This is a genomic window from Amycolatopsis japonica, from assembly GCF_000732925.1.
Lineage (GTDB): Bacteria > Actinomycetota > Actinomycetes > Mycobacteriales > Pseudonocardiaceae > Amycolatopsis > Amycolatopsis japonica.
Genome location: NZ_CP008953.1, coordinates 315,819 through 338,631 on the forward strand (window position 1 = coordinate 315,819; position 22,813 = coordinate 338,631).

Consider the following 22,813-nt stretch of genomic DNA (forward strand, 5'->3'; position numbering starts at 1 on the left):
CGGGTGACGTGGTTCAGCGAGGACGAACTCCGCAGGCAGGCCGGTGACGTCTCGTTCGCGCGTGGCGCCAAGTACCTGGAGTCGGTCGAGACGCTGGACGACGTCGCGGGCGGGGTGACGGCCGTGGTCAGCGGCACCGACCGCTACACGGTCCGGTTGCGCAACGTCGACGGCGAGCTGGTCGGCGAGTGCTCCTGTCCGCACGCGGCGGACGGCTTCTTCTGCAAGCACTGCGTGGCAGTCGGGTTGCTGGTCCTCGAAGGGGTGGCGGACGGCGGCGCCGCCGACATCCGCGGGTACGTCGAGACGCTGGACCGCGACGAGCTGATCGAGCTGCTCGTCGGGCACGCGAACGAAGATCCGGTCCTGTTCCGCAAACTCTCGCTCAAGGCGGGCCGCGGCGACCTCGACGCGTTGCGCCGCCACGTCGAGGGAACGTTGCGGTTGCGCGGTTTCGTCGGCTTCCAGGGCACGGTCGCGTACACCGAGAAGGTGCGCGAGGTGCTCGCCACCGCCAGGGAACTCATGGACGGGCCGCTGCTGTGCCGCGTCATCGAGCTGGTCGTGGAGGCACTGGACTTCGTCGAGGACTCCTTCGGCGTGCTCGGCTCCGAGGTGTCGGGCGCGCTCGCGCTGTACGCGGAAGCCTGCGCGGACACGCCGCCGGAGCCCAAGGAGCTCGCGGAGTGGTTGCTACGGCTGGATCTCGACGGTTCCGGCCGCGTCGACGTGAACATCGCGGACTTCACCGCGGGCCTCGGTTTCGAGGGGCTCGCGGTGTTCCGCGCCGGCGTCGAGGAGCGGTGGCGGCTCGACGACGGCGAGGACCCGTATCGCAGCCGCAAGCTCCAGCGGCTGCGCGAAGGGTTCGCGGCGATGCGGAACTGGAAGGCCTAATACCGCTGGCGGTTGCGGTACAGCTCCTCCAGATCCCGTAGGCCCGCCTGGTCGCCGGTGTCGGCGGCCGCGCGGAACCAGTGTTCGGCCTCCTGGAAGTTGCCGTGGTCGGCGGCCAGCCTGCCGAGGTTGGTGTACGCGGGAACGCTGCCGAGTTCCGCGGCCTTCCGGTACCAGGCGGTGGCCTCACCGGGGTCGTTCCGGTCGTTGGCCAGCACGCCCAGGTTCGTCATCGCGGCGGCGTCGCCTCGTTTGGCGGCCTTGAGATACCAGCGTTCGGCGGCGTCGAGTTCGCCGCGGCGGTGCAGCACCAGACCGAGGCGGACGGCGGCGTCGGGGGCACCGGCGGCCGCGGCCGCGTGGAAGCAGCTTTCGGCGCGCGTGAGGTCGCCTCGTTGCTGCGCCTGATGGCCGAGTTTGATCAGCGACGCGGCGTCGGCCTCTTCGCTCGCCTTGCGCCACCAGGGATCCGCTTCGGACGTCCGGCCGGTGTCGCACAGCACCGCGCCGAGCGTGATCATGCCTTCGACGTTGCCCGCCTCGGCGGCCTCGCCCGCCCAGTACTCGGCTTCCTCGAGATCGCCACCGCGGTGCCTCGATCGCGCGAGTTCCGCCATCGCCTCGACCCGGCCCTCGGCGGCGGCCCGGCGCCACCAGTCCTCCGCCGCCTCCCGATCCCCTCGGCGCGCGCAGAGATTTCCCAGATGCGACATGGCATGCGAATCACCGGCGGTCGCGGCTTCGCGATACCAGCGTTCGGCCTGTTCCGGCACGCCGCGCTCGTTCAGGAGATGCGCCAGGTTGCCCATCGCGACCCTGTCCCCGCCCTCGGCGGCCTTGCGGAACCACGTCTCGGCCCCGTCGAGATCACCACGCTCCAGCGCGGTGGATCCCATACGTGCCATGGCGATCACGTGCCCGCGTTCCGCGGCCTTCCGGTTCAGATAGTCGTCGACCCTGGTGTTCCATTTACGTTTTTCGGCGCCCACAAGCCCGCTCCTTCCGGCAGCGTCCCTGGGGTAGTCGCTGCTCAGGGCCCCGATGTGACAACAACTACCGGGTGTCATCGCCGTGTCGCGCCCGGTTTCCGCCCGCCGCGCGGCGATACTTGGCGCTCCCCATCCCCCGTCGAGAGGAACCGCGCGGTGGCCACGCGTACCAGCCAGATGACCACTGCTCAGCGGTTGCTCCTGCTGATCACCCTCGCCGCCGTCGTGCTCGCGGTGTTCTGGTTCGTGAGCGGCAAGGGCGACGCGCTGCAGCCGAAGCCCGCGAACCCGGCGAGCGCGGCCGACGCGCGCAAGCAGCTGGACGAGCTCACCGTCGCCCCGCGCGGTTCGATGGACGGCTACGACCGCAAGAAGTACCCGCATTGGGACAACCAGGGGAACAACTGCAACACCCGCGAGTTCGTGCTCAAACGCGACGGCAAGGACGTCAAGGCCGGCTCCGACTGCGCCCCGACCTCCGGCAGCTGGACGAGCATCTACGACGGCGAGACCTGGACCAAACCGACCGACGTCGACATCGACCACATGGTGCCGCTCGCGCAAAGCTGGGTCAGCGGCGCGAAATCGTGGACCGACGAGAAGCGGCGCCAGTTCGCGAACGACCTGACCCGGCCGCAGCTGTTCGCCGTCACCGACAACGTCAACCAGGAGAAGAGCGACAAGGCGCCGGACCAGTGGAAGCCGCCGCTCGTCTCGTTCTGGTGCACCTACGCCACCGACTGGATCACCGTGAAGCACTACTACGGCCTCACGATCACGACAGCGGAGAAGAGCGCGCTCAGCGACATGCTCGGTCGTTGCTGATCCGCCCGGCTTCGGGTTGGCTGGGGCCATGGCGACCTTCGTACTGATCCATGGCGGTGGCGGCAGCGCCTGGGACTTCCACCTCCTCGAGGCGGAACTGACCGGGCGCGGGCACGACGTCGTCGCGGTGAACCTGCCGATCGACGACGAAAAGGCGGGCTTCCCGGAACACGTGGAAGCCGTCGTGAACGCCATCGGCGATCGCGGGGACCTGGTCGTGCTCGGCCATTCCTATGGCGGCTTCACCGCGCCGCTGGTGGCCGAGAAGCTTTCGCCGCGGCTGCTCGTGATGCTGACGCCGATGGTCCCGAAGCCGGGCGAGTCGCCGGGGGACTGGTGGGGCAACACGGGTTTCAAGTCCGACGAAAGCCTCAGCGAAGAAGAGCAGTTCTACAACGGCGTCCCCGCGGACATCGTCGCGGAGGCGGGCTCGCACGCCCGGAACCAGGTCAGCGCCGAATGGGGACAGCCATGGCCGCTGGGCAAGTGGCCGGACGTCCCGACGAAGGTGCTCATCGCGCGCGAAGACCGCTTCTTCGCGCCCGAGTTCCAACGCCGGGTCGTCCAGGACAGGCTCGGTTTCGCCCCCGACGAGATCGACGGCTCTCACTCCGTGCCCTTGAGCCACCCCAAGGAACTGGCGGACCGGCTGGAGTCCTACCTCACCAGCGATCCAGCCGCATGACGTCTTCGAGCGGCTGACGCGCGGCGGGCTTGAAGGTGTCGCCGGTGTAGAACGCCGTCGGGATGAGCGCGGCCTGGTGCACGTTCTCGGGCAGGCCGAGGATCTCCGCAGCCTCCTTCTCGTACGCGAGGTGCAGCGTCGTCCACGCGGTGCCGAGCGTGACCGCCCGCGCCGCGAGCATGTAGCTCCACACCGCCGGCAGCAGGTTCCCCCACAGCCCGGCCTGGTTCCCGGCGGGCAGGTCCGCGCTGTTCGTCTCCAGGCACGGGATGACGTGCACGGGCACTTCGCCCATCTTGTCGGCGAGGTACTCGACGCTGGAGCCGACGCGCTGCTGCACCTTCGACCGCTCCGGGTCGTCCGCGAACAGCTTTCCCGCCGCCCGAGGGGAATCCAGGTACTCGCGGCACGCCCGCTGGTAGAGCTTCCCGAGTTCGGCCCGCTGCCCGGGATCGGTGATCACCAGCCAGTGCCAGCGCTGGGTGTTCGACCCGCTCGGTGCCTGCAGCGCGACCTGCAGGGCGTGTTTGACCAGTTCGAGAGGCACCGGCCGGGTCAGGTCCAGTCGTTTGCGGACGGTCCGGGTGGTCGTCAGCAGCTCTTCGGGCGTCATCTCAGAAGTATGTCGTTATGATCCGCTGGTGGGGAGGCCGCCGCGCGAACGAGGGATGGGCACTTTGCTCAGGCACGTCCTCGACGTGACCGAGGCGGACGTCTCCGCGTTCTTCGAGGACATCGGGCTGGGGGACTACCGGCCGCGGTTCACGCCGTTCGTCCGCGCGATCGTCGAGCACGGGCCGCTGCCCATCCGCGACCTCGCCGCCGAAGTCGGCGTCACCCATTCCGCGGCCAGCCAGACCATCGCGCAGATGGCACGCCAGGACCTCGTCTCGCTCCGGCCTGGGACCGACGCCCGGCAGAGGATCGTCTCGCTGACCGAGAAGACACTCGGCCTGATGCCGACGCTCGAAGCGGAATGGGCGGCGACCAGCGCCGCGGCCGCCCAGCTGGAAGCCGAACTGCCGTACCCGCTCAGGGAAGTACTGGTCGCCGCCGTCGAAGCGTTGGAGCGGAAATCGCTCCGTGAGCGCATCGCCGAGACGGACGCCGCGCTCAAGCTGAAGCGTCGGCCCGAGCAAGACTGAACACGGCCCAGACGTACTTGCCGCCGGAGCAGAGCTCGTGTCCCCAGTCGTCGGACAACGCGTGCACCAGCTGAAGACCGCGGCTGCGCGCCGCCATCGGTGACGGTTCCTTCAGCTTCGGCCGGCTCGTCCCGGAGTCGAAGACCCGCAGGGTGAGCCTTCCGTCGGAGTATTCGACCTCGAGCCTGTCCGGCTTCTCCCCATGCTCGAAGGCGTTCGTGACGAGCTCGGAGGTGGCCAAGAGGACGTCGTCGACTTCCGGTCCGTCGAGGCCGAGGCCGCCGAGAGTCGCCCGCACGGCCTGTCGCGCGACGGCGGGGGCCGTCACATCGACCGGCAGGGGCAGGGAGACCACCGGCAACGAGCCCTCCGATCGCGTCTTGGACATCGTCATGGTTCCGCACCTCCCCTCACGAGAGACTCCCAGATCCGCTGTTCGCCTCCCTGATACCCACAAGGGCCGAGGTCGAATCAGACTCCGTCGGTGAGTTCCGTCTCGGTCAGTCCTTCACGCAGTTTCTTGAGCGTGGCGGCCAGCAATCTCGACACCTGCATCTGGGAAACCCCGACACGGCGCGCGATATCCGACTGGCTCATCCCGGACCCGAACCGCAGCGCGACGATCTTGCGCTCGCGATCGGGCAGCCGCTCCAGCATCGGCCGCAGCGCCTCGCGCAGCTCAGCCTGGCTCAGATTCGCGTCAGCCTCGCCGAAGCGGGTGTGCGCCGAGTTCTCCAGGAGGTTGTCCAGCGAAGCCCCATAGCGGCCTTGACCGGCCCGGAGGCCCTCGTAGACCTCGTCGATCGGGACGCCGAGATGCGCGGCGATCTCACTGGGTTTCGGCGCGCGCGAGAGCCGGACGGTGAGCTCCTCGCGCACGGCCGAGATGTTCGCGTTCAGCTCCTTGAGCCGCCGCGGCACCCGGACCGACCAGCTGTTGTCGCGGAAGTGATGCCGCAGCTCACCGGAGATCGTGGGGACCGCGAAGGCCAGGAAGTCGCTGCCCTGACCGGGATCGAACCGATCGACGGCGTGGATCAGCCCGATCGTCGCGATCTGGACCAGATCCTCCATCGACTCGTCCCGGTTGCGGAACTTGCGCGCCAGATTGCGCGCGAGTTCGAGGTGCGCGCGCACCAGCTCGTCCCGCAGCGCCTCGCGCTCGGGGGCGTTCGGGGGCAGCGCGCACATGCGCTCGAACAGGACCGGGACATCCGCGCCGTCTTGCTCGACGGGTTCGGTCACGGCCGGGCCGCCTCGCTCTCCCGGATGAGTTCCACCCTGGACAGGTAGCCGCCGTCGGCCGGGGTGACACTCCGCCGCGCGGACGTCGCGAGCGCGGTGAGCAGCTGCCAGGACAGACCGGTCTCGTCGTCGGGCTCCGGGGAGTCCGAAAGCACCGAGACGGTCACCTCGATCCGCCCGTCCTTCCACGAGAAGACGCAGGTCAGATGGCCGTCGGCGGCCGAGGGGAGCAGCATGGAGCAGGCCTCGTCCACCGCCATCCGGAGGTCTTCGACGGCGTCCAGATCGAAGTCCTGGCGCATCGCGATATCCGCGACGATCGTACGGAGAGTGGGTACCACGTGCGGTACCGCGGCCGTGCGTACCTCGATGAGTTGAGCGCCCTCCCCGCCGGGCGGGGTGTTGTCCACCACGTGTGTTCCTCTCTCGAGCTGCGCTGCCGATCCGTCAGATGCCCTGGGTGTGAGCAAACCAAACCCACGTTTGAGCCGTGCAGGGGGCGGGCATGTAACCGGCGACAAACGATCTCCTTGGAAGGCGGGGACCGACATGGCTGACGTGAGCCGGCTGCCGAACGTGGTGGCGGAAGAGTGGGACTGGCAGCTCCGTGGGTCGTGCCGAGGCGCGGACAGCAGCTTGTTCTTCCACACGGACAACGAACGCGGTTCCGCCCGCGAGCGGCGCGAATCGCGCGCCAAGGCGATCTGCCACACCTGCCCCGTGCTGGCGCAGTGCCGTAAGCACGCGCTCGCGGTGCAGGAGCCGTACGGCATCTGGGGTGGCCTCGGCGAGATCGAGCGTCGCGAGCTGTTCCTCCGCGAACGCCGCGCCGGGCGCAAGGCCTTGACCGCGCATTGAGCGCGCCCCGGGCACCGGTCGGCGACGCGCACGACGGCGATCGTGGCGCCCCGTCCGTACTGGGTTAGGGTTGGGACTGTCGTTGCGGGGACAGCCACGCCTACCCGCCGAAGAAGAGCGTGCGTCCGTGTCCGGACTGGGCGCGGCCGTCGCTTGAGACCACAGGCGCGTTCCGGCGCTGAGCGTCGGTTCTCACCTGATGAGGAGAATGTGCATGCCCGCAGCGGACCAGAACACCACGCCGCCCGGTTTCAGCATCACGCTGGACGCCGACGCGTCTGAACCGCGTGTGGTGGTCACCGGTGAGCTCGACCTGCTGACGAGCCCGCAGCTTCAGGAGACCCTCGGGGCCCTGATCACGGACAAACCGTCCGGCCGGGTGGTCGCCGACCTGACCGGCGTGACCTTCTTCGACTCCTCGGCGCTGAACGTGGTGCTCCAGGCGCAGCGCCAGGCCGCCGAGAAGGCGGTCGAGCTCGAACTGGTGCCCAGCCCCCAGGTGAGCCGCGTGATCGAGCTCACCGGCGTCGCCGAGCACCTCAGCGTGTCGGAGGAGCCCCCCGCCTGATCCCCCGCTACGGTCGTGGGCTCGTGATCCGCGACACCTGGGGGCAGCAAGATGATGGGGCGGACGCATGCCCTGACGGGGTGGTGCGCGGGCCTCGCGCTCGCGCCCGCCGTCGGAGCGGGCACGGTGCACCAAGCGGTCGTCTTCGCCGCGACCACGGCGGGTTTCGCCCTCCTCCCCGATCTCGACCACCCGGGCGCTCGCGCGTCGAAGCTGCTCGGCTGGTTCACCGGCGCGATCTCATGGCTGCTTCGCCGCGTTTCGGCGGCGCTCTACGCGCTGACCAAGGGACCTCGGGACGAGAAGGTCACCGGTAAGCACCGCCATCTCTCGCACACCGTCCTGTTCGCCGTCGGCCTCGGCTTCCTGACCTCGTGGGGAACCGCCGAGGGCGGGCCTTGGGCCGTGTTCGGCGTCGTCGTCCTCGGCCTGCTGCTCGCGGAAGGCGCGCTCGGCGACTGGCTCCTGCCGGTCAGCGGCGCGGCCGTCGGCTGGTGGGTGTGGACCGCCCCGCCGGACAAGGCGGCGCAGCTCGCGGAGATCTCCGGCTGGCTCGGCATCGCCGTCGCGGCCGGGTGTTTCGTGCACTGCCTCGGCGACGCGCTGACCGAGTCCGGCTGCCCGTTCCTGTTCCCGATCCCGATCGCGGGCGAGACCTGGTACGAGATCCGGCCGCCGAAGCCGCTGCGGTTCCGCACCGGCAAGAAGGTGGAGAACCGGCTGATCTTCCCGGTGTTCGCGGTCGCCGCGGTGGTGCTGATCCCGGGTGTCTGGGAGTACCTCTTCACCACAGTCCAAGGGTTGCTGACACCGGACGGGACGCAGACCGCGGTGCAGTGAGGAATGCCCTCGTCGCCGCCGGCGTTGAATCGGAACGCCGGACCCGGTTGAGGAGGGGGAACAGTGGACAAGCCCGTGCTGCGCGCCGACGCGCGCCGCAACCGAGCGAAGGTGCTCGCGGCCGCCGAAGAGGCCTTCGCCGTCGACGGCCTCGCCGTCCCCCTCGACGAGATCGCCCGCATGGCCGGTGTCGGCGCGGGCACCGTCTACCGGCATTTCCCCAGTAAGGAAGCGCTCTTCCAGGCCGTCGTCGTGGACCGTCTCGAACAGTTCGCGCGGGAAGCCCGCGAGTTGCTGACCGCCGAAGACCCCGGCGAAGCGTTCTTCGACTTCTTCAGACGCGTCGTCCAGCAGGCGTCCCGTAACCGGGCCCTCTGCGACGCGCTCGCCGAGACGACCGGACTGGGTTTCAAGGCGGGCGCGGGCGACGAATTCCGCTCGGCGACGCAGGCGCTGCTGACGCGGGCACAGGCCGCGGGCGCGGTGCGCGAGGACATCGACGGCGACGATCTGCGCGCCCTGATCGCCGGGTGCCTCGCCGCCGAACGGTACTCACTCGAAGAGCGGCATCTCGTGCGGATCATTGTCGACGGTTTGCGCACGCTACGTAACAAAACGTAAGATCAACGCGAGAAGTCCTCGTACCTGCGCTTCGCATGGCGAGGGGGTGCCGGATGTCCAGTCAGGGTCCCACCACCGGTTCCGTCACGGTCGCGGCCATCGCGGGTCTCGCGACCGGGCTGCTCGTCGCCGCACTTCTGGTCGCCGGCCGCGAGCCACAACCCCGCGTCTACGAAGTCGGCACGACCCCGTCCCCGACTTCGACGTCCCGTTCGGTCGGGCCGGTCACGGTGACCGTGCCGGGGAGCGCTCCGGAGCCGCTCGTCATCACGCGGACCAGCACACCGGCGCCGCGCACGGTGACCCGGACCGTGACACCCACACCGACATCGACGGTGCTTCCGCCTTCGACGACCACCGGGTTCCGAAGCGACTGAGGACCGTGAAGGCCGCCCCCGATGAACGGCCTCCACGGTCATCCCCTGTGGCTAGCCGACGTCGCGACGCCGCCAGCCCATGAGCCCGGCCACGAGCGCGACCACGGCGACCCCGGTCAGCCAGACCAGCGGTGTCGCGGTGAACTCCGCGGCGGGCAGCTTCGGAACGTGCGAGAACGGTGAGGCGTCCACGATCGCCTGTGGCAGGTTCAGCACCGGGCCGAACAGGCTGAGCAGCAACGCCAGCCCCGCGATCGCCCACGCCGCCGTCGTGAACTTCGGCGTCAGGCCGAAGAGCGTCACGGCGAGCCCGGTGATCACCCACACCGCCGGAAGCTGCGCGAGCGACGCGACGACCATGTCGCCGACCGCGTCGCCGACACCGCCGGACCGCATCCCGTTCGACAGTCCCAAGAGGACACCGCTGACGACCATCATCAGCGCCGTGCCGCCGAACGCGAACACGAGATGGCTCCCCAGCAGCCGCATCCTGCCCACGCCCGTCGCGAGCAGCGGCTCGACCCGTACCGCGGTCTCCTCGGCACGCAGCCGCAACGCGGCCTGCACCCCGTAGAGCGCGATGACCATGGCGAACAGTCCGGTCATCGCCGCCATGAAGGCGTCGATCAACCCGTCCGTGCCGCCGAGGCGCTGGAAGATCTCCTTCGCCTGCTGGCTTTCCCCGACGACGTCGCCGATGCCGCTCGCGACCGAGCCGAACACCGCGGCGCAGACCGCCGTGCCGATCAGCCAGCCGATCAACGGACCCCGGTGCAGCCGCCACGCCAGCGCGAACGGGCTCCGCAGCGACGCCGCGGCTTCGGCGGGCCCGGGACGCGGCGGGATGATGCCGGTGCCGACGTCGCGGCGCGGAAGGAGCGCGTAACCGATCGCGCCGACGACCACGGTCGCGGCCAGCGGCAGCAGGAGCACCCACCACCGTTCGTCGGCGAACGGCCGGATCCGCTGCGCCCACCCGATCGGGGAAAGCCACGAGACCCAGCCCGCGTCGGAGGTCGAGTCGCCGACGGCGCGCAGCAGGAACGCTACCCCGACGGCGGTGGCGCCGATCCCGTTGGCCGTCCGCGAATACTCGGCCACCTGGACGGCGACCGCGGCGACCGCCGTGAAGACCAGACCGGTCACCGCGGTGGCGGCGCCGAGCGCGAGCGAGCCTTCGACGGGCAGCTTCGCGCCGATCATCAGCCCGGTCTCGACGAGTCCGATGAGGACACTCGCCCCGGCGGACACCAGCACACCCGCGGTCAGCAGGGCGTACCGGCCGACCACCGCGGAGGCCAGCAGTTCCGCGCGGCCCGAGTCCTCCTCGGCCCTGGTGTGGCGGGTGACGGTGAAGACCGCCATCAGCCCGACGACCAGGGCGAGGAAACCGCCGAGCCGCCACGCGGTGAACCCGCCCGCGGTCGAGAGGTCGAAGGCCGGGCCGTAGATCAGCGAAAGGGACGGGTTCGCGCCCATGCTCGCGGTGAGCCCGGCCCGTTCGGCGGCCGTCGGGTACAGGGTTTCGAACGTGCCCGACGACGTCGAGGGCATGATCCCGAGCAGGACGATCCAGATCGGCAGGACGATCCGGTCCCGCCGCAGCGCCAGCCTGGTCAGCTGCCACGTGCCGACCAGTCCGTGCGCCGGCCCGGAAACGACGGCCGGGCGCTCCAGCGTCGCGGTCATTTCGCGCTCGCTTCGGTGGTGTAGTGGCGGAGGAACAGCTCCTCCAGCGTCGGCGGCTGGCTGGTCAGGCTGCGGACGCCGACCTGGGTGAGCTGCCGCAGCGCTTCGTCGAGGGAGCGGGTTTCGACGTCGAAGCGGACCCGGTTGCCCTCGACCTTGAGGTCGTGGATGTTCTGGAGTTTGGTCAGCCCGTTCGGCGGACCGGCCAGTTCGGCCGAGATCGACGTCCTGGTGAGGTGCCGGAGCTCGGCGAGCGTGCCGGTCTCGACGGTGCGCCCGTTGCGGATGATGCTGACCTTGTCGCAGAGCGCCTCGACCTCGGCCAGGATGTGGCTCGACAGCAGCACCGTGCGGCCCTGCTCGCGCTCCTCCTGGATCGCGTACTGGAAGGTGGCCTCCATCAGCGGGTCGAGGCCGGAGGTCGGCTCGTCGAGGATCAGCAGGTCCACGTGCGAGGCCAGCGCGGCCACGATCGCGACCTTCTGCCGGTTGCCCTTGGAGTAGGTGCGCCCCTTCTTCTTGGGGTCGAGGTCGAAGCGTTCGACGAGGTCCTTGCGGCGGCGCTGATCGAGCCCGCCCCGCAGGCGCCCCAGCAGATCGATCACCTCGCCGCCGGAGAGGTTGGGCCAGAGGTTCACGTCACCGGGGACGTAGGCGAGGCGCCGGTGCAGGCTCGCCGCGTCCTTCCATGGGTCGCCGCCGAGCAGGCGGACGTCGCCCGAGTCCGCGTGGAGCAGACCGAGCAGGACCCGGACGGTGGTCGACTTCCCCGCGCCGTTCGGGCCGAGGAAGCCGTGCACCTCCCCAACGGGTACCCGCAGGTCAAGGCCGTCCAAAGCCTTGGTCCGGCCGAAGGATTTGTGGAGGCCGGAGATGGAGATGGCGTTTTCCATGAAGCTGAAGGTACAGTGATTTCACGAAGTTGTGAAGTTAAGAAAACGTATGGATGGTGTGATCACTCTGGGGGAAGTAAGAGAGGATGTGCCCATGACGACGACGCCTGAGAGTGCTTCGAGCACGCAGAGAGACGAGGACGCCGTCCGCCGTTACGTGGAGCACCTGGGCCTCACGCTTTCCCAGATCGGGATGCAGCGGATGCCCGCCAGGGTGTTCGCCGCGTTGATGACCACCGACGCCGGCCGGCTCACCGCGGCCGAGCTGGCCGACCAGCTCTCGGTGAGCCCCGCCGCGATCTCGGGGGCCGTGCGGTACCTGGAGCAGATCGGGCTGGTCGCCAAGGAACGCGAGCCAGGCTCGCGCCGCGACCACTACCGGCTCTTCGACGACCTCTGGTACGCCACCTTCATGAAACGCGACCGCATGATCACCATGTGGCGCGACGCGGCCGACGAGGGCGTTTCGGCGCTGGGGTCGGACACGCCGGCGGGCGAGCGGGTCGCCGAGATGCGCGACTTCCTGAGCTTCATGATCAAGGAGCTCAACGACATGTACGCGAAGTGGCACGAGATGCGGGCCGAAAAGGGCAAGTAGGGCCATCGGGCCTCGTGAGTGAGGACGGTTAGAACCGTCCTCTGTACCTGCTGGTCGAAGGTCCGTGAAGGCCTCCTTGAGGGACCCAGAGTCCCTCGAGGAGGCCTTCACGGACTGGGCGGACGGGGCGCGGCGAGGGCGGAGGCGTGACTCGCGTGATCAGAGACGTGACTCGTGTGACTGGATGCCGCACTCGCGAGTTCCGGCTTCGATCACGTGAGTGCGGTGCCACGAGTGCCATCCAGGCATGTCTCACTCTGTACCGGCGTTTCTTACTCGCCGTGGTCTTGCCGGGTGCTGGTCAAGAACCTTCACGGACCGAAGCCTAGGACGGGTAGAGCCGTCCTCAAGCACTCACGAGGCCACCGCGACCAGGAGCGTCGCCGCCAGCCGTTCCGCCCACTCGTCCAGCTCCTTCGGGGACGGTTCGCGGTCCTCGAAGGACGCCAGGAACGCGTACTGGAAACACGCCCCGAGCAGCAGTGACGCCGCCGCGTCCAGATCCGCGTCCTCGCGGATCCTGCCGAGCCGGGCCTCTTCCTTCAGGTACTCGGCGACACGCACGAGCGGGACGTCCGGTCCGCGGTCCCTGCTCAGGACCCGTTCCCGGTGGGTCGCGAGCAACTCCCGTGAAGAGAACAGCGACACCGCGATCGGGAAGCTCTCCAGGTAGAACGACAGTGTGATCCGCGCCAGCCGGGCGAGGTTCGCCGCGAGCGGGGTGTCCGAAGACGTCCCAGCGGTGTCCATCAGCTCGTCCAAGGTCGACCCGAGCGCGGGCAGTCGCTCGGTGAGCACGCTCGTGAAGATCTCGGTCTTGTCCTTGAAGTGCTTGTACAGCAACGCCTCGGAGTAGCCCGCCGCCTGCGCGATGGCCTTCGTCGTGGCATGCGCGTAGCCCTGCTCGCGCATCACCTTCGCCGCCGCGGCGACGATCTCCTCGCGGCTTCCCATGTTCGCTCCTGAGGGCTTCTCAGCGTTCGCTCGACAAGTGGTTAGTGAACACTCACCATAGTGGGTGAGTGTTCACTAACCCAGGAAGGCGTGACCATGAAGCTCACTGTTCTCGGTGCCACGGGCGGGGTCGGTTCCGAAGTCGTCAAGCAGGCGCTGGCCGCGGGCCACCACGTCACCGCGGTCGTCCGTGACCCGTCCCGGCTGGACGTCGAAGGAGACCTGCTGGAAGTGGTCGTCGCGCAGCTGTCCGAGCACGGCGCGCTGACCGAGGCGGTGTCCGGACGCGACGTGGTGATCTCCGCCCTCGGCGCCCGCGACCGCAACCCGACGACCATCGTCACCGACGGGGCCCGCGCCGCCGTCGCCGCGCTCGGCTCGGCGGGTGTCCGGCGGCTGCTGCTGGTGAGCGCCAGCGGTCCGTTCGTCGACGGCGACACCTTCTTCACCAGGAACGTCGTCAAGCCGATCCTGGGCAGGATCCTCCGGCACGCGTTCACGGACATGATCGGCGCCGAGCGGATCGTGCGCGGGAGCGACCTCGACTGGACGATCGTGCGTCCGCCGCGTCTGCTGAACGGGCCGCACACCGGCGAGATCGCCGCCCGCACCGACGGCAACGTCCGCGGGAGCTACAGCATCAACCGCGCCGACGTCGCCGATTACCTGCTCCGCGCGGCCGCGGACGACTCGCTCGTCCGCCAGACGGTCTCGATCGCCCACGGCTGACCCCGCATTTAGTCCTCTCGATGCGATTGTTGCGTGCGCAACGATCGCGTTCAGAGGACGAAACGCGGCAGTAAGGTCGCGAGGTGATCAGCCGTGCGGTGGTGCTCGCCCCGATCCTGCTCGCGCAAGCCGTCCGGGTGCGCCGTACGACGCCCAGGTTGCCCGGTGCCGCGGGGCCGGTCACCGGCCTGGTGGTCGGCGACGGCGACCCGGTGCGGCTCGCGGTGCTCGGCGAGTCCACTGTGGACGGGGTCGGCGCGGCCACGCACGCCGAGGCGCTGACCGGACGGCTCGCGGAGGAACTCGCGCGGGACGGCCGCGCGGTCGCCTGGCAGGCACTCGGCCGGACCGGCGCCAACGCCCGCGTGGTGCGCGAGGACCTGCTGCCGCTGCTCGAACCCGCCGACCTCGTCGTGATCGCGCTCGGCGTCAACGACACGATCGAACTGCATTCGGCCACGCGCTACCGGCGTGACCTGCTCGACCTGATCGTCGAACTGCGACGTCGCGTGGGACGGGTCCCGGTGGTGCTGGCCGGCGTGCCGCCCATGGGCCGGTTCCCCTCGCTGCCGCGCCCGCTGCGGGACGTCCTCGGCGCGCGGTCGGCCGTCCTCGACGCCGCGGCCGCCCGGCTGGCCCTGCTGCCCGGCGTCGTCCACGTCCCGATGCCTGCCGCGATGCTGGACCCCGCGACCTTCGCCGAGGACCGTTTCCACCCCGGTCCCGAGGGCTATCGGCGCTGGGCCGGGCAACTCGCGGACGTGAGCCGTCGGCTACTCAGCGACACCTTTTCGGGCTAAAAGCGCTGATCAGGTCACTCGCATGCCACAGATTAAGAAATTTCCATGAAAAAGCTGGCTCTGCGTGTATCTGGTGGCAGCCTCGTTGCGTCCTATGGAGCAGTCGAGGAAATGAGGGACACCCGATGACGACCGAGACCAACACCGCGCCCGTCGACGACGAGGCCACGGCCACCGAAGACCTCGAAGAGACGACCCCGAAGCCGAAGCCGATCACGGCGCCGGTCCCGCCCCGTCCCGGCACCAGCCCCGACGGCAACTGGGACCCGTACGGCACCAACCCGCCGTCGAACTGAATGAACACAGACAGGTGATGTCCGGAGGCCGAGGGGGCCGCCGGGCATCACCTCCGGGTGCTCCTTCGGGGGAGGGGGACGCCCGGACGCGGGCCCGTTGGGGAGCGGGCCCGGGGGGAGGGAAAAAAGGACCGGCCGGTGCGCAGTCCACACCTACTCGCGCCGGCCGGTGCCTTTGTCCTTCGCCTCAGACCGAGGGGGATCACCGAAACTCGACAAAAAAGTTAGTGACTTGATGTATCCCAGAGCCTCTTGCACGCTCCTTCTCCCCGAAGGGCCCGCGATACTGCCAGCGCCGACACGAAGACACGTCCGAAGTGGGGCAGATACGGTGACCGACGTGCAAACGACCGAGGTAGACCCGCCATGGGAAGGACTGACCGGTGCCGACCTGCATGCCGCCTGCATGCGCGCGGCGCGGGCCGGTGACCGCCAGGCGATGGACAGACTTGTGCACGAGCTGACCCCGCTCGTGTGGCATGTCGCGCGCGCGAACGGGCTCGATCGCCTGACCGCCGAGGACGTGGTCCAAACGGTGTGGCTCGCGCTCTTCAGCCAGCTCGAAAAACTCCGTGACCCCAAAGCGCTCGCCGCCTGGTTGATCACCACCACCAGGCGCGAGGCCCAGCATCCCTTCGGCCGCCGAGCTCAGCCCGTCCCGCTGACCGACGAGCTGGCCGAAAGCATGGAGAGCACCCATCCGGCCCCCGAAGAGGAAGCCGTCCGCGCCGACCGGGATCGCCGGGTCTGGCGCGCCTTCCTTCGCCTGCCGCACCGCTGTCAGCAGCTTCTTCGGCTGACCGTGCTCGCCGGGCGGGCCGAATACCAACTGGTCGCCGAAGCACTCCGTATGCCGCGCGGAAGTGTCGGCCCGACCAGGGGCCGTTGCCTCGAATCGATGCGCGACCTGCTGGCCCACGAAGGGGGAAGCCGATGAACGACCTCGGGACGCCGGGGGAGATGACCTCCCCGGGCGATGAGGAGTTGCTCGCCGATATCGGACGTTTCATGGACGAACTGGACCCGCCACCGGGAGACCTGGTGCAGCGGGTTCAGTTCGCGCTCGCGCTCGAAAACCTCGACGTCGAGGTCGCCCGCTGGGAACGGATGGACGCCACCGCGGGCGTTCGCGGCAGCGACACCGGCACGATCACCTTCACCGTCAGCGACCTGACCGTGATGATCAACCTCACCAAGATCGGCAAGAAGCACCGGATCGACGGCTGGCTCGTGCCCGCCGGCGAGTACGGAGTGGAGGTTCGCGTCGCCGAACACGGCACGAGTTCCACCACCGCCGACGAAGGAGGCCGGTTCGTGCTGGACAACGTCCCCCAGGGCACCACCCAGATCGTGATCCACCTCGGCGACGTGACCTGTCGCCGGACGGTCGTGACCCCCACAGTGGTGCTGTAACCGGACGGCTGTTCCGTTATGCGGCGTGGGTGTGCTCCCATAGTGCGTGTGCCCGCGCAGCCTTCCGTCGTCGACGCCGTAGTCGAATCGGCGGCCGATCTGCACCGCCGGGCCAGGGTCGCGGCTTCCGACCACGGGCCCGGCGCGGCGATCAGGTTGCTGCAGAGCGGGTTGTCCCGTCTCGGGCGGGTCGACACGGACAGTCCCGAACGGCTGGAGATCCGGGTCCGGATCCTGGTCAGTCTCGCGGCGGCGGAAGCGGAGATCACGTCCCAAGAGGACGGTTTCGTCCGGCTGGACGAGGCGGAGCGGACACGGCTTCGGCTGCCGAGCGGTGAAGCCCGGCGGGAACTGGGTTTCATCGTCGTATTGCAGCGCGCGCTGGTGATGATGCGCGTGGGGCGGCTCGACGAATCGCTCGCGCTCTACAACGCGGTGATCCCCCAGCTCGTCGCCGAGGCGGACAGACACAGTCTCCTGGTTACCAAGACCTTGATGAACCGGGCCTGGCTTCAGCTGCAGAAGACCAACCCCGTCGACGCGCACCGGGACCTCGCCGACGCGCTCGATCTCGCCGTCGAACACGGGCACCGGATGCTGGAAGGGAAGATCCGGCACAACCTGGGAGATCATGCCCAGTTGCTCGGTGACATCCCCGAGGCGCTCCGGCACTACGAGCAGGCCGCCTCGATCTTCGTCACCGACGGGCCCGGTTCGCTGCCGCTGGTCCGGCTCGATCAGGCGAAGGCCCTGCTCACCGCCGGGCTGGCCGAGGAGGCGGCGCGGCATCTCGACGAGGCGATCCCCGAACTTCGCGGCAACGGCGCGCATCATCTCGTCGCCGAAGCCGAGGTCGCGCGGGCCGGAGCGGCCATCCTGGAGGGCGACCACGTTCTCGCGAAGAAGCTCGCGACTTCCGCGCGACGGAGTTTCCTGCGGCGTGGCAACGGCCGGTGGGCGGAGATCGCCGAACTGACCAGGCTCCGCGCGGACGCGGTGAAGGTCTTGGCTGACCGGGAGAAGAAGCCGCCCGCGAAACTGCCGGAGCGGCTGGCCGAACTCGCCATCCGGTTGGCGGGGCTGGGTCTGCGCGACGAAGCGGGCGCGGCGCGGATGTTCGCGGTGCGGCTGCTGATCCGTCGCGGGGAGACGGCCGCCGCCCAGGCGCTGCTGGCGCAGGTGCCGAAACCGCGGCAGACCACGCCGATCGACCACCGGATGCAGCTGCGGTTGTGCCGGGCCGAACTCGCGGTGGCGTCCCATCGGCCGCGTTCGGCGCTCGCGCAGGCGCGGGCCGGGCTGGCGGAACTCGGGCAGATCCGCGACCGCATGGGCGGGCTCGACCTCGTCTGCGGGACGGCGGCGCACGGCGAAGAGCTGGGCAAACTCGCGCTGACGCTGGTGCTCAAGAAGGCGAGGCGCAGCGGCGCCGGCGCGAAGAGCCTGTTCGCGTGGCTGGAACGCACGCGCGCGCAGGTGTACCGCTACGAGCCGCTCCCGGTCATCGAGGATCCCGCGCTCGCCCGGCATATCAACGAAATGCGCCACGTGCAGGGGACGATCCAGGCGCGGCGGCTGTCCGGTGAACCGGTCGGACAGCTCGAGGAGCGCTACGACCGTTTGCAGCGGGAGGCGACGCGGCTCGGCTGGTACACCAGCCAGTGGGGTCGTCCGCGGCCCGTCTCGGCACCCGAAGAGGTGGTCGAGCGGCTCGGCGATCGCGTGCTGGTCAGCCTGATGGGGTATCGAGACACCTTGTACGCGGTGGTCGTCGACCGCGGCCGGTTCCGGCTCCTGAAGCTGGGGCCGTTGGGGGAGATCGTCGAGACCGCGCGGCAGTTGCACGCGGACCTCGACGCGCTGGCGCCGGACAACCTGCCCGCGCCGCTGGTCGAGGTCGTCACCGGTTCCGCGCGGCGCCGGGCGGACAAACTGGACCGGCTGATCTCCGCGTCGCTGGCGAAGACGCTGGAGAACCGTGAGCTGATCATCGTGCCGATCGGTTCGCTGTACGCGTTGCCTTGGGGCGCTTTGCCTTCACTGCACGGACATCCGGTGTCGATCGCGCCGTCGGCGACCGCCTGGGTGACCGCGTCCGGTCGGCGGAACTCCGGCCCGGTGCTGCTCGCCGGTGGGCCGGGGGTGCCGGGTTCGGTCGGTGAGGTGCGGAACCTGCGGGCCGTGTATCCGCACGCCCGGCTGGTCGACGGGAAGGACGCGACCAGCGACACCGTCCTGTCCGCTTTGGACGGTTCCGGCATGGCGCACCTGGTCGCGCACGGCGCGCACGAACCGGCGAACGCGTTGTTCTCGCGGCTGGAACTGGTCGACGGCCCGTTGTACGCGCACGAAACCGCCCGGCTCGCGAAGCCGCCGGAGCGGGTGGTGCTGGCCGCGTGCGAACTCGCGATGAGTCACATCCGGCCCGGCGAGGAGGCGCTCGGTTTCGCCGGAACGTTGCTCGCCAGCGGTTCGCGGACGGTCATCGGCGCGATCGCGCGGGTCGGCGACAAGGCGGCCGCGGCCGCGATGGCCGATCTGCACCGGCGGCTGGCGCTGGGGACCGCGCCCGCTCTGGCGCTCGCGGAAGCGACGGCGGCCGATCCGCTGCGGCGCCCTTTCCTGTGCCTGGGCGCGGGCTGAAGTTCTCTCGCTTATGGGGCGAAAGCGTCCTTCACCGCGTCTCATGCGGCGAAAGCTCCCTTCGCCGCGTCCAATGTGGCTATGGCGTCCTTCGCCTACCCACAGGAGTTGTCCACAACCATCGTCGTCTGTGGACAACTCCGCCGAGCGCCCGTTCCCGTCGCCCTCCGCCGGTAGACTGGACTCGGGGTCGCCCCCCTTGGGAAGGGCGGGGGGTGGGGTCAGGGGCGTTCGGCGTGTTTCACCAGGCGGGTGGCCAGGATCGAGATCACGGCGCGCAGGGCCGTGCGGATGCCGGCGCCGGTGCCGGGCAGCGGTTCGGTGAACCGGCCGGTCCACCGGAGATCCGTTCCGCCGGAAGCGTTCGGCGTGAACGAGACTTCGGCGCGATAGTCCTTCAGCAGCGCGAGACCCGCGAAGCCGTAGACGTGCTTTCGGTCCTGTTCGTACTCCAGCGTCTCTTCGTGGAGATACACCGGCCACAGGCCGACGGCTCGCACGGCGCCGACGCCGTCCGCGCCCGGTTCCCGCGCCCAGCGCGAGTGGAACACCACCGGCTTCGCCCATTCCGACCACCGGGAACCGTCGGCCTCCAGCGCGAACAGCGAAGCGGGCGAGGCGCTGCTCGTCCGGTTGACCTCGAAGGAGTACGTCTTGCCCATGTGGCGACGATAACCGCTCCGAACGCCACGGATAAGTAAAGATAGGGGCGTGAGCACGCCGCGCCGCGAGATCGCCGCACCACATTGGCTGGTGCAGCTGCTCCGCAGCACACCCGTTCCCATTCCGTGGAACATGGTCGCCCGCGCCGTCCTCGCCCTCGCCGTCCCACTCGCCGTCGGCTACGCATTGGGCGACATCGGAGTTGGCGCGCTCGTCTCCACCGGCGCCCTGCCGACCGTCCTTTCCGAATCCGCCGGCCCGTACCGCTACCGCGCCCGGCGGCTCGGCGGAGCCACCGCGGCGGCGGGTCTCGGCTACTTCGCCGGACTGATCACCGGCGGCATCCCCGCCGCGTCCATCCCGGTCGTCGTCGGGGTCGCGGCGATCTCCGCGCTGATCAGCGCGGCGGGCAGCAACGCGTCGGTCGCCGGACTGCAGATGTTCGTCTTCTGCGTGCTCGGCACCGGCCAGCACGTCACCGGCCTGCGCGTCGAAGTCCTCCTCGGCTACTTCTGCGTCGGCGCCGCCTGGAGCCTGCTGATCGCGCTCGCCACCTGGACCTTCCGTGCCACCAGCCCCGAACGCGGCGCCGTCGCGCACGTCTACGTGGAACTCGCCGCGATGCTCTCCGCGACCGACGAGGCCACCTCCCGCGTCGCGCGGCACCAGCTCACGACCGCGATGAACACCGCGTACGACCGGCTGCTCACCGCCCGCTCCTGGCTGTCCGGCCGCGACGCCACCTACCGCCAGCTGCTCAACCTGCTCTCGGCCAGCACCCCCGCCGTCGAGGCGTCGGTCGCGATGGTCAACGCCGGCCGCCACGCCCCGGACGACGTGATCGACCACTTCATCGCGACCTCGGCCGCCGTCCTCGCGAACCAGGAACTCCCGGAGCCGCCCGAAGCGCCCGAAGACGCCGACCCGGTCCTCGCCGCCCTCTACGCCGGGCTCACCCGGATAGGCAAGGGCGACAACCGGAAGCGGCGCGAGGTCCAGCCGTGGCACAAACGCCTTCGCGGCTGGGCGGGTTCGCTCGTTTCCGGCCCGCTCACCTGGTTCGCCGCGCTCCGCCTCACGTTGTGCGTCGCGATCGCCGAAGTCGTCGCGCTGCTCGTCCCGTTCGAACGGTCCTACTGGATCACGCTCACCGTCGGCATCGTCCTCAAACCGGACTTCGGCTCGGTCTTCGGCCGCGCCGTGCTGCGCGGCATCGGCACGGTGATCGGCGTGGGCATCGGCGCGGCCGTACTCGCCGCGGGCGGCGAAGGCTGGCTGCTGGTCCTGCTGATCGCCGTCTTCGCGGGCGGCGTCGCGGTCGGCAAGGTCCGCAACTACGGCATCCTCAGCGCCTTCGTGACGCCGCTGATCATCCTGCAGATGGACCTCGCCAGCACCGGAAGCTGGAACATCGTGCTCGCGAGGCTCGTCGACACCGTGCTCGGCTGCGCGATCGTCCTGATCTTCGGCTACCTGCTCTGGCCGGGAAGCCGACGGCCGCAGGTCGGCGGACGGCTCGCCGACAGCCTCGACAGCCTGGTGAAGTACGTCGACAAAGGACTCGTGCTCGCGCCGTCCGGCGAGGCCCGCCTGGAACGCTCACGTGCCCGCCGCCGCGCCTACCGCGCACTGGCCGACCTGCGGACCGCGTTCCAGCAGGTCGTCGTCGAACCCTCCGCCGCCGGACGGCAGGCCGTCGCCTGGTGGCCGGTGATCGCCGGTCTCGAACGCGTCGCCGACGCCGTCACCGAGGTCGGCGTCACCCTCGGACGCGGCGCCCCCGCCCCCGACGAAGCCGACGTCGCGCTCCTGACGGCGGCCCTCGCCGAACTCGCGGCCGCCGTCCGCGAGGAACGGGATCCGGCGGAGATGCCGATGCCCGACAACGAACGGCTGTCCGGCGTCGTCGACCAGATCGGCGCGGCCTTCGACGCCGTGCGCGGTCCCGACCTCGTCGAACGCGCGCCGTTGCGGCTGGTCCGGCGCTTCCTGCCGTATCACCGCCGCGCCTGAGGCATCCTGGTCCGGACGGACCGACTTCCTGGGGGCTCGATGAAGGACTGGATACCGCTGATCCAAAGCCTGATCTGGCCGGTGCTCATCGTGGGCTTGGTGATCAAGTTCCGGTCGTCGCTCCATCGGCTCGCCGACACGATCACGAGCCGGGTGAGCCAGGGCGCTTCTTTCGAGGCCGGTGCCTCGGGGGTCAGGCTCGGACCGGCCTCGCCGCAGACCCCCTCCGGCCCCGAACCGGAACCCGGCGCGCAACCGGTGCTGAACGCGGCGTCCGCGTCGGCCGAACCACGGCCGGACACGACCAGTGTCAACACGATCCACCTCGCCCACACGGCACGACGTGAGAAGCAACTGGACCGGGGCAACTACCAGTACCACGGCATCCACGCCTTCCTCGTGGGAGACGACGACCGCGATCTCGACCGCGTCACCAAGGTCGTCTACCACCTCCACCCGACCTTCTACGAGCCGAACCGGATCGTCACGGACCGGAAGACGGACTTCGCGTTGAGGACCGCGGGCTGGGGGATGTTCAACCTCACGGCCGACGTCCACCTCGAAGGCCGGGCGACGCCGCTGCGGCTCGAGCGGTACATCAACTTCTGACCACCCACCCGGACGGGGGATGGGTGAGCATCATCTCGAACTAATGTTCGAGTTTTCACGCATAATCGACGCATGCTCGACACTGGTGACACGCTGCCGCCGGGGCCGCGTCACCTGCACATGGTCCGGCCCAACCAGCCCGTTTGGGTCGATCTCACGCTGGTGTACCCCGTCGGCGCGGTGAAGACCCGCCTGCCCGACGGCCTGGACCTGACCGCCACCGTCCCCGGGCTGCTGGGGATGTGGCGGGCGACGACGACGGGGCACTGGGTCGGCTGGGTCACCTTCCAGCTCGGCCCGGTGGGCCGGGGCGGCACGACGCATTCGCAGTGGGTGCTGGCCGAGGCGCTGCGGCCACGCGAGCACCGGAACACGTGGTCGGGCAGCTTCCCCTCCGAGCGGAGGCGATGATCGTCCCGGCTCGTGGACGGTATTGACCGCATGCCAGAACGCGCCCACGATG

Annotated in this window: 28 protein-coding genes; 19 read left to right on the forward strand and 9 right to left on the reverse strand. The window is 69.7% G+C overall.

Annotation, left to right across the window (positions count from 1 at the left end):
* Nucleotides 1–3: 3 nt before the first annotated feature.
* A complete protein-coding gene (locus AJAP_RS01595) occupies nucleotides 4–897 on the forward strand; it encodes an SWIM zinc finger family protein (protein ID WP_038507691.1) in 894 nt (297 codons plus the stop codon).
* Here the strand turns inward: AJAP_RS01595 and AJAP_RS01600 are convergent.
* Entirely contained in the window at nucleotides 894–1,886 is a 993-nt protein-coding gene (locus AJAP_RS01600; protein ID WP_038507693.1) for an SEL1-like repeat protein, read from the reverse strand. The two genes, AJAP_RS01595 and AJAP_RS01600, sit on opposite strands and share 4 nt — an antisense overlap.
* 156 nt (nucleotides 1,887–2,042) lie before the next feature.
* Between AJAP_RS01600 and AJAP_RS01605 the strand changes: the two genes are divergently transcribed.
* Together AJAP_RS01605 and AJAP_RS01610 are read left to right on the forward strand one after the other, a co-directional pair.
* Nucleotides 2,043–2,711 (forward strand): HNH endonuclease family protein, encoded by a 669-nt coding sequence (locus AJAP_RS01605; protein ID WP_038507695.1) that lies wholly within the window; start codon nucleotides 2,043–2,045, stop codon nucleotides 2,709–2,711.
* Between the two features lie 28 nt (nucleotides 2,712–2,739).
* Nucleotides 2,740–3,396: an alpha/beta hydrolase gene (locus AJAP_RS01610; RefSeq protein ID WP_038507697.1), complete on the forward strand. Its 657-nt coding sequence runs from the start codon at nucleotides 2,740–2,742 to the stop codon at nucleotides 3,394–3,396.
* On the opposite strand, the gene AJAP_RS01615 is transcribed toward AJAP_RS01610, so the two are convergent.
* Nucleotides 3,374–4,009: a nitroreductase family protein gene (locus AJAP_RS01615; protein ID WP_038507699.1), complete on the reverse strand. Its 636-nt coding sequence runs from the start codon at nucleotides 4,007–4,009 to the stop codon at nucleotides 3,374–3,376. The two genes, AJAP_RS01610 and AJAP_RS01615, sit on opposite strands and share 23 nt — an antisense overlap.
* A 55-nt stretch (nucleotides 4,010–4,064) precedes the next feature.
* On the opposite strand from AJAP_RS01615, the gene AJAP_RS01620 reads away from it, so the two are divergent.
* Nucleotides 4,065–4,541 (forward strand): MarR family transcriptional regulator, encoded by a 477-nt coding sequence (locus tag AJAP_RS01620; RefSeq protein ID WP_051972305.1) that lies wholly within the window; start codon nucleotides 4,065–4,067, stop codon nucleotides 4,539–4,541.
* On the opposite strand, the gene AJAP_RS01625 is transcribed toward AJAP_RS01620, so the two are convergent.
* From AJAP_RS01625 to AJAP_RS01635, 3 genes are all read right to left on the reverse strand, one after another.
* Nucleotides 4,510–4,935, reverse strand: coding sequence for an ATP-binding protein (locus AJAP_RS01625; RefSeq protein ID WP_038507701.1), 426 nt, complete (start codon nucleotides 4,933–4,935; stop codon nucleotides 4,510–4,512). The two genes, AJAP_RS01620 and AJAP_RS01625, sit on opposite strands and share 32 nt — an antisense overlap.
* Before the next feature lie 77 nt (nucleotides 4,936–5,012).
* Nucleotides 5,013–5,786 (reverse strand): SigB/SigF/SigG family RNA polymerase sigma factor, encoded by a 774-nt coding sequence (locus AJAP_RS01630; RefSeq protein WP_038507703.1) that lies wholly within the window; start codon nucleotides 5,784–5,786, stop codon nucleotides 5,013–5,015.
* The gene (locus tag AJAP_RS01635; RefSeq protein WP_016330768.1) at nucleotides 5,783–6,199 is read right to left on the reverse strand and encodes an ATP-binding protein; all 417 of its coding nucleotides are present in this window, start codon (nucleotides 6,197–6,199) and stop codon (nucleotides 5,783–5,785) included. The genes AJAP_RS01630 and AJAP_RS01635 overlap by 4 nt, the downstream gene beginning before the upstream one ends.
* Before the next feature lie 136 nt (nucleotides 6,200–6,335).
* Here AJAP_RS01635 and AJAP_RS01640 point away from each other — a divergent pair, with 136 nt between their 5' ends.
* The 5 genes from AJAP_RS01640 (at nucleotide 6,336) to AJAP_RS42780 (ending at nucleotide 9,050) form a co-directional block, all read left to right on the forward strand.
* Complete coding sequence (locus AJAP_RS01640) at nucleotides 6,336–6,644, forward strand: WhiB family transcriptional regulator (protein ID WP_016330769.1); 309 nt, start codon at nucleotides 6,336–6,338, stop codon at nucleotides 6,642–6,644.
* Between the two features lie 214 nt (nucleotides 6,645–6,858).
* A complete protein-coding gene (locus tag AJAP_RS01645) occupies nucleotides 6,859–7,212 on the forward strand; it encodes an STAS domain-containing protein (RefSeq protein WP_016330770.1) in 354 nt (117 codons plus the stop codon).
* Nucleotides 7,213–7,266: 54 nt separating this feature from the next.
* Nucleotides 7,267–8,052, forward strand: a complete 786-nt coding sequence (locus AJAP_RS01650; RefSeq protein ID WP_038507705.1) for a metal-dependent hydrolase — start codon at nucleotides 7,267–7,269, stop codon at nucleotides 8,050–8,052.
* 63 nt (nucleotides 8,053–8,115) lie between these two features.
* Nucleotides 8,116–8,673: a TetR/AcrR family transcriptional regulator gene (locus tag AJAP_RS01655; protein WP_038507707.1), complete on the forward strand. Its 558-nt coding sequence runs from the start codon at nucleotides 8,116–8,118 to the stop codon at nucleotides 8,671–8,673.
* 53 nt (nucleotides 8,674–8,726) lie between these two features.
* On the forward strand, nucleotides 8,727–9,050 hold the full coding sequence (locus tag AJAP_RS42780; protein ID WP_073846092.1) for a hypothetical protein: 324 nt from the start codon (nucleotides 8,727–8,729) through the stop codon (nucleotides 9,048–9,050).
* A gap of 51 nt (nucleotides 9,051–9,101) precedes the next feature.
* On the opposite strand, the gene AJAP_RS01665 is transcribed toward AJAP_RS42780, so the two are convergent.
* Nucleotides 9,102–10,739, reverse strand: a complete 1,638-nt coding sequence (locus tag AJAP_RS01665; protein WP_051972306.1) for an ABC transporter permease — start codon at nucleotides 10,737–10,739, stop codon at nucleotides 9,102–9,104.
* Nucleotides 10,736–11,632, reverse strand: a complete 897-nt coding sequence (locus AJAP_RS01670) for an ABC transporter ATP-binding protein (RefSeq protein WP_038507711.1) — start codon at nucleotides 11,630–11,632, stop codon at nucleotides 10,736–10,738. Before AJAP_RS01670 ends, AJAP_RS01665 begins: the two co-directional genes overlap by 4 nt.
* Before the next feature lie 94 nt (nucleotides 11,633–11,726).
* Between AJAP_RS01670 and AJAP_RS01675 the strand changes: the two genes are divergently transcribed.
* Complete coding sequence (locus AJAP_RS01675; RefSeq protein ID WP_038507712.1) at nucleotides 11,727–12,230, forward strand: GbsR/MarR family transcriptional regulator; 504 nt, start codon at nucleotides 11,727–11,729, stop codon at nucleotides 12,228–12,230.
* A gap of 354 nt (nucleotides 12,231–12,584) precedes the next feature.
* Here AJAP_RS01675 and AJAP_RS01680 read toward each other — a convergent pair whose 3' ends face one another.
* The gene (locus AJAP_RS01680) at nucleotides 12,585–13,184 is read right to left on the reverse strand and encodes a TetR/AcrR family transcriptional regulator (protein ID WP_038507713.1); all 600 of its coding nucleotides are present in this window, start codon (nucleotides 13,182–13,184) and stop codon (nucleotides 12,585–12,587) included.
* Between the two features lie 96 nt (nucleotides 13,185–13,280).
* Here AJAP_RS01680 and AJAP_RS01685 point away from each other — a divergent pair, with 96 nt between their 5' ends.
* The 6 genes from AJAP_RS01685 (at nucleotide 13,281) to AJAP_RS01705 (ending at nucleotide 19,065) form a co-directional block, all read left to right on the forward strand.
* Nucleotides 13,281–13,913, forward strand: coding sequence for an NAD(P)-dependent oxidoreductase (locus tag AJAP_RS01685; protein WP_038522202.1), 633 nt, complete (start codon nucleotides 13,281–13,283; stop codon nucleotides 13,911–13,913).
* Nucleotides 13,914–13,996: 83 nt separating this feature from the next.
* On the forward strand, nucleotides 13,997–14,713 hold the full coding sequence (locus tag AJAP_RS01690; RefSeq protein WP_038507714.1) for an SGNH/GDSL hydrolase family protein: 717 nt from the start codon (nucleotides 13,997–13,999) through the stop codon (nucleotides 14,711–14,713).
* Nucleotides 14,714–14,838: 125 nt separating this feature from the next.
* On the forward strand, nucleotides 14,839–15,009 hold the full coding sequence (locus tag AJAP_RS44315) for a hypothetical protein (protein ID WP_167337756.1): 171 nt from the start codon (nucleotides 14,839–14,841) through the stop codon (nucleotides 15,007–15,009).
* A 331-nt stretch (nucleotides 15,010–15,340) separates the two neighbouring features.
* Nucleotides 15,341–15,946: an RNA polymerase sigma factor gene (locus AJAP_RS01695; RefSeq protein WP_007030724.1), complete on the forward strand. Its 606-nt coding sequence runs from the start codon at nucleotides 15,341–15,343 to the stop codon at nucleotides 15,944–15,946.
* Nucleotides 15,943–16,422, forward strand: coding sequence for a hypothetical protein (locus tag AJAP_RS01700; protein WP_016330781.1), 480 nt, complete (start codon nucleotides 15,943–15,945; stop codon nucleotides 16,420–16,422). Before AJAP_RS01695 ends, AJAP_RS01700 begins: the two co-directional genes overlap by 4 nt.
* A 42-nt stretch (nucleotides 16,423–16,464) precedes the next feature.
* On the forward strand, nucleotides 16,465–19,065 hold the full coding sequence (locus AJAP_RS01705; RefSeq protein ID WP_038507715.1) for a CHAT domain-containing protein: 2,601 nt from the start codon (nucleotides 16,465–16,467) through the stop codon (nucleotides 19,063–19,065).
* A 221-nt stretch (nucleotides 19,066–19,286) separates the two neighbouring features.
* On the opposite strand, the gene AJAP_RS01710 is transcribed toward AJAP_RS01705, so the two are convergent.
* Nucleotides 19,287–19,727, reverse strand: coding sequence for an SRPBCC family protein (locus AJAP_RS01710; protein ID WP_038507716.1), 441 nt, complete (start codon nucleotides 19,725–19,727; stop codon nucleotides 19,287–19,289).
* Nucleotides 19,728–19,776: 49 nt separating this feature from the next.
* Here AJAP_RS01710 and AJAP_RS01715 point away from each other — a divergent pair, with 49 nt between their 5' ends.
* From AJAP_RS01715 to AJAP_RS01725, 3 genes are all read left to right on the forward strand, one after another.
* On the forward strand, nucleotides 19,777–21,741 hold the full coding sequence (locus AJAP_RS01715; protein ID WP_038507717.1) for an FUSC family protein: 1,965 nt from the start codon (nucleotides 19,777–19,779) through the stop codon (nucleotides 21,739–21,741).
* A gap of 39 nt (nucleotides 21,742–21,780) precedes the next feature.
* On the forward strand, nucleotides 21,781–22,350 hold the full coding sequence (locus AJAP_RS01720; RefSeq protein ID WP_038507718.1) for a pYEATS domain-containing protein: 570 nt from the start codon (nucleotides 21,781–21,783) through the stop codon (nucleotides 22,348–22,350).
* 72 nt (nucleotides 22,351–22,422) lie between these two features.
* On the forward strand, nucleotides 22,423–22,761 hold the full coding sequence (locus tag AJAP_RS01725; RefSeq protein ID WP_037333240.1) for a hypothetical protein: 339 nt from the start codon (nucleotides 22,423–22,425) through the stop codon (nucleotides 22,759–22,761).
* The last annotated feature ends 52 nt before the right edge of the window (nucleotides 22,762–22,813 follow it).

Coding starts and splice junctions, on each gene's coding strand:
- AJAP_RS01610 (WP_038507697.1), top strand. CDS start 2,740: ATGGCGACCTTCGTACTGATCCATGGCGGTGGCGGCAGCGCCTGGGAC.
- AJAP_RS01615 (WP_038507699.1), bottom strand. CDS start 4,009: ATGACGCCCGAAGAGCTGCTGACGACCACCCGGACCGTCCGCAAACGA.
- AJAP_RS01620 (WP_051972305.1), top strand. CDS start 4,065: ATGGGCACTTTGCTCAGGCACGTCCTCGACGTGACCGAGGCGGACGTC.
- AJAP_RS01625 (WP_038507701.1), bottom strand. CDS start 4,935: ATGACGATGTCCAAGACGCGATCGGAGGGCTCGTTGCCGGTGGTCTCC.
- AJAP_RS01640 (WP_016330769.1), top strand. CDS start 6,336: ATGGCTGACGTGAGCCGGCTGCCGAACGTGGTGGCGGAAGAGTGGGAC.
- AJAP_RS01645 (WP_016330770.1), top strand. CDS start 6,859: ATGCCCGCAGCGGACCAGAACACCACGCCGCCCGGTTTCAGCATCACG.
- AJAP_RS01650 (WP_038507705.1), top strand. CDS start 7,267: ATGGGGCGGACGCATGCCCTGACGGGGTGGTGCGCGGGCCTCGCGCTC.
- AJAP_RS42780 (WP_073846092.1), top strand. CDS start 8,727: ATGTCCAGTCAGGGTCCCACCACCGGTTCCGTCACGGTCGCGGCCATC.
- AJAP_RS01665 (WP_051972306.1), bottom strand. CDS start 10,739: ATGACCGCGACGCTGGAGCGCCCGGCCGTCGTTTCCGGGCCGGCGCAC.
- AJAP_RS01670 (WP_038507711.1), bottom strand. CDS start 11,632: ATGGAAAACGCCATCTCCATCTCCGGCCTCCACAAATCCTTCGGCCGG.
- AJAP_RS01675 (WP_038507712.1), top strand. CDS start 11,727: ATGACGACGACGCCTGAGAGTGCTTCGAGCACGCAGAGAGACGAGGAC.
- AJAP_RS01680 (WP_038507713.1), bottom strand. CDS start 13,184: ATGGGAAGCCGCGAGGAGATCGTCGCCGCGGCGGCGAAGGTGATGCGC.
- AJAP_RS01685 (WP_038522202.1), top strand. CDS start 13,281: ATGAAGCTCACTGTTCTCGGTGCCACGGGCGGGGTCGGTTCCGAAGTC.
- AJAP_RS44315 (WP_167337756.1), top strand. CDS start 14,839: ATGACGACCGAGACCAACACCGCGCCCGTCGACGACGAGGCCACGGCC.
- AJAP_RS01700 (WP_016330781.1), top strand. CDS start 15,943: ATGAACGACCTCGGGACGCCGGGGGAGATGACCTCCCCGGGCGATGAG.
- AJAP_RS01710 (WP_038507716.1), bottom strand. CDS start 19,727: ATGGGCAAGACGTACTCCTTCGAGGTCAACCGGACGAGCAGCGCCTCG.
- AJAP_RS01720 (WP_038507718.1), top strand. CDS start 21,781: ATGAAGGACTGGATACCGCTGATCCAAAGCCTGATCTGGCCGGTGCTC.
- AJAP_RS01725 (WP_037333240.1), top strand. CDS start 22,423: ATGCTCGACACTGGTGACACGCTGCCGCCGGGGCCGCGTCACCTGCAC.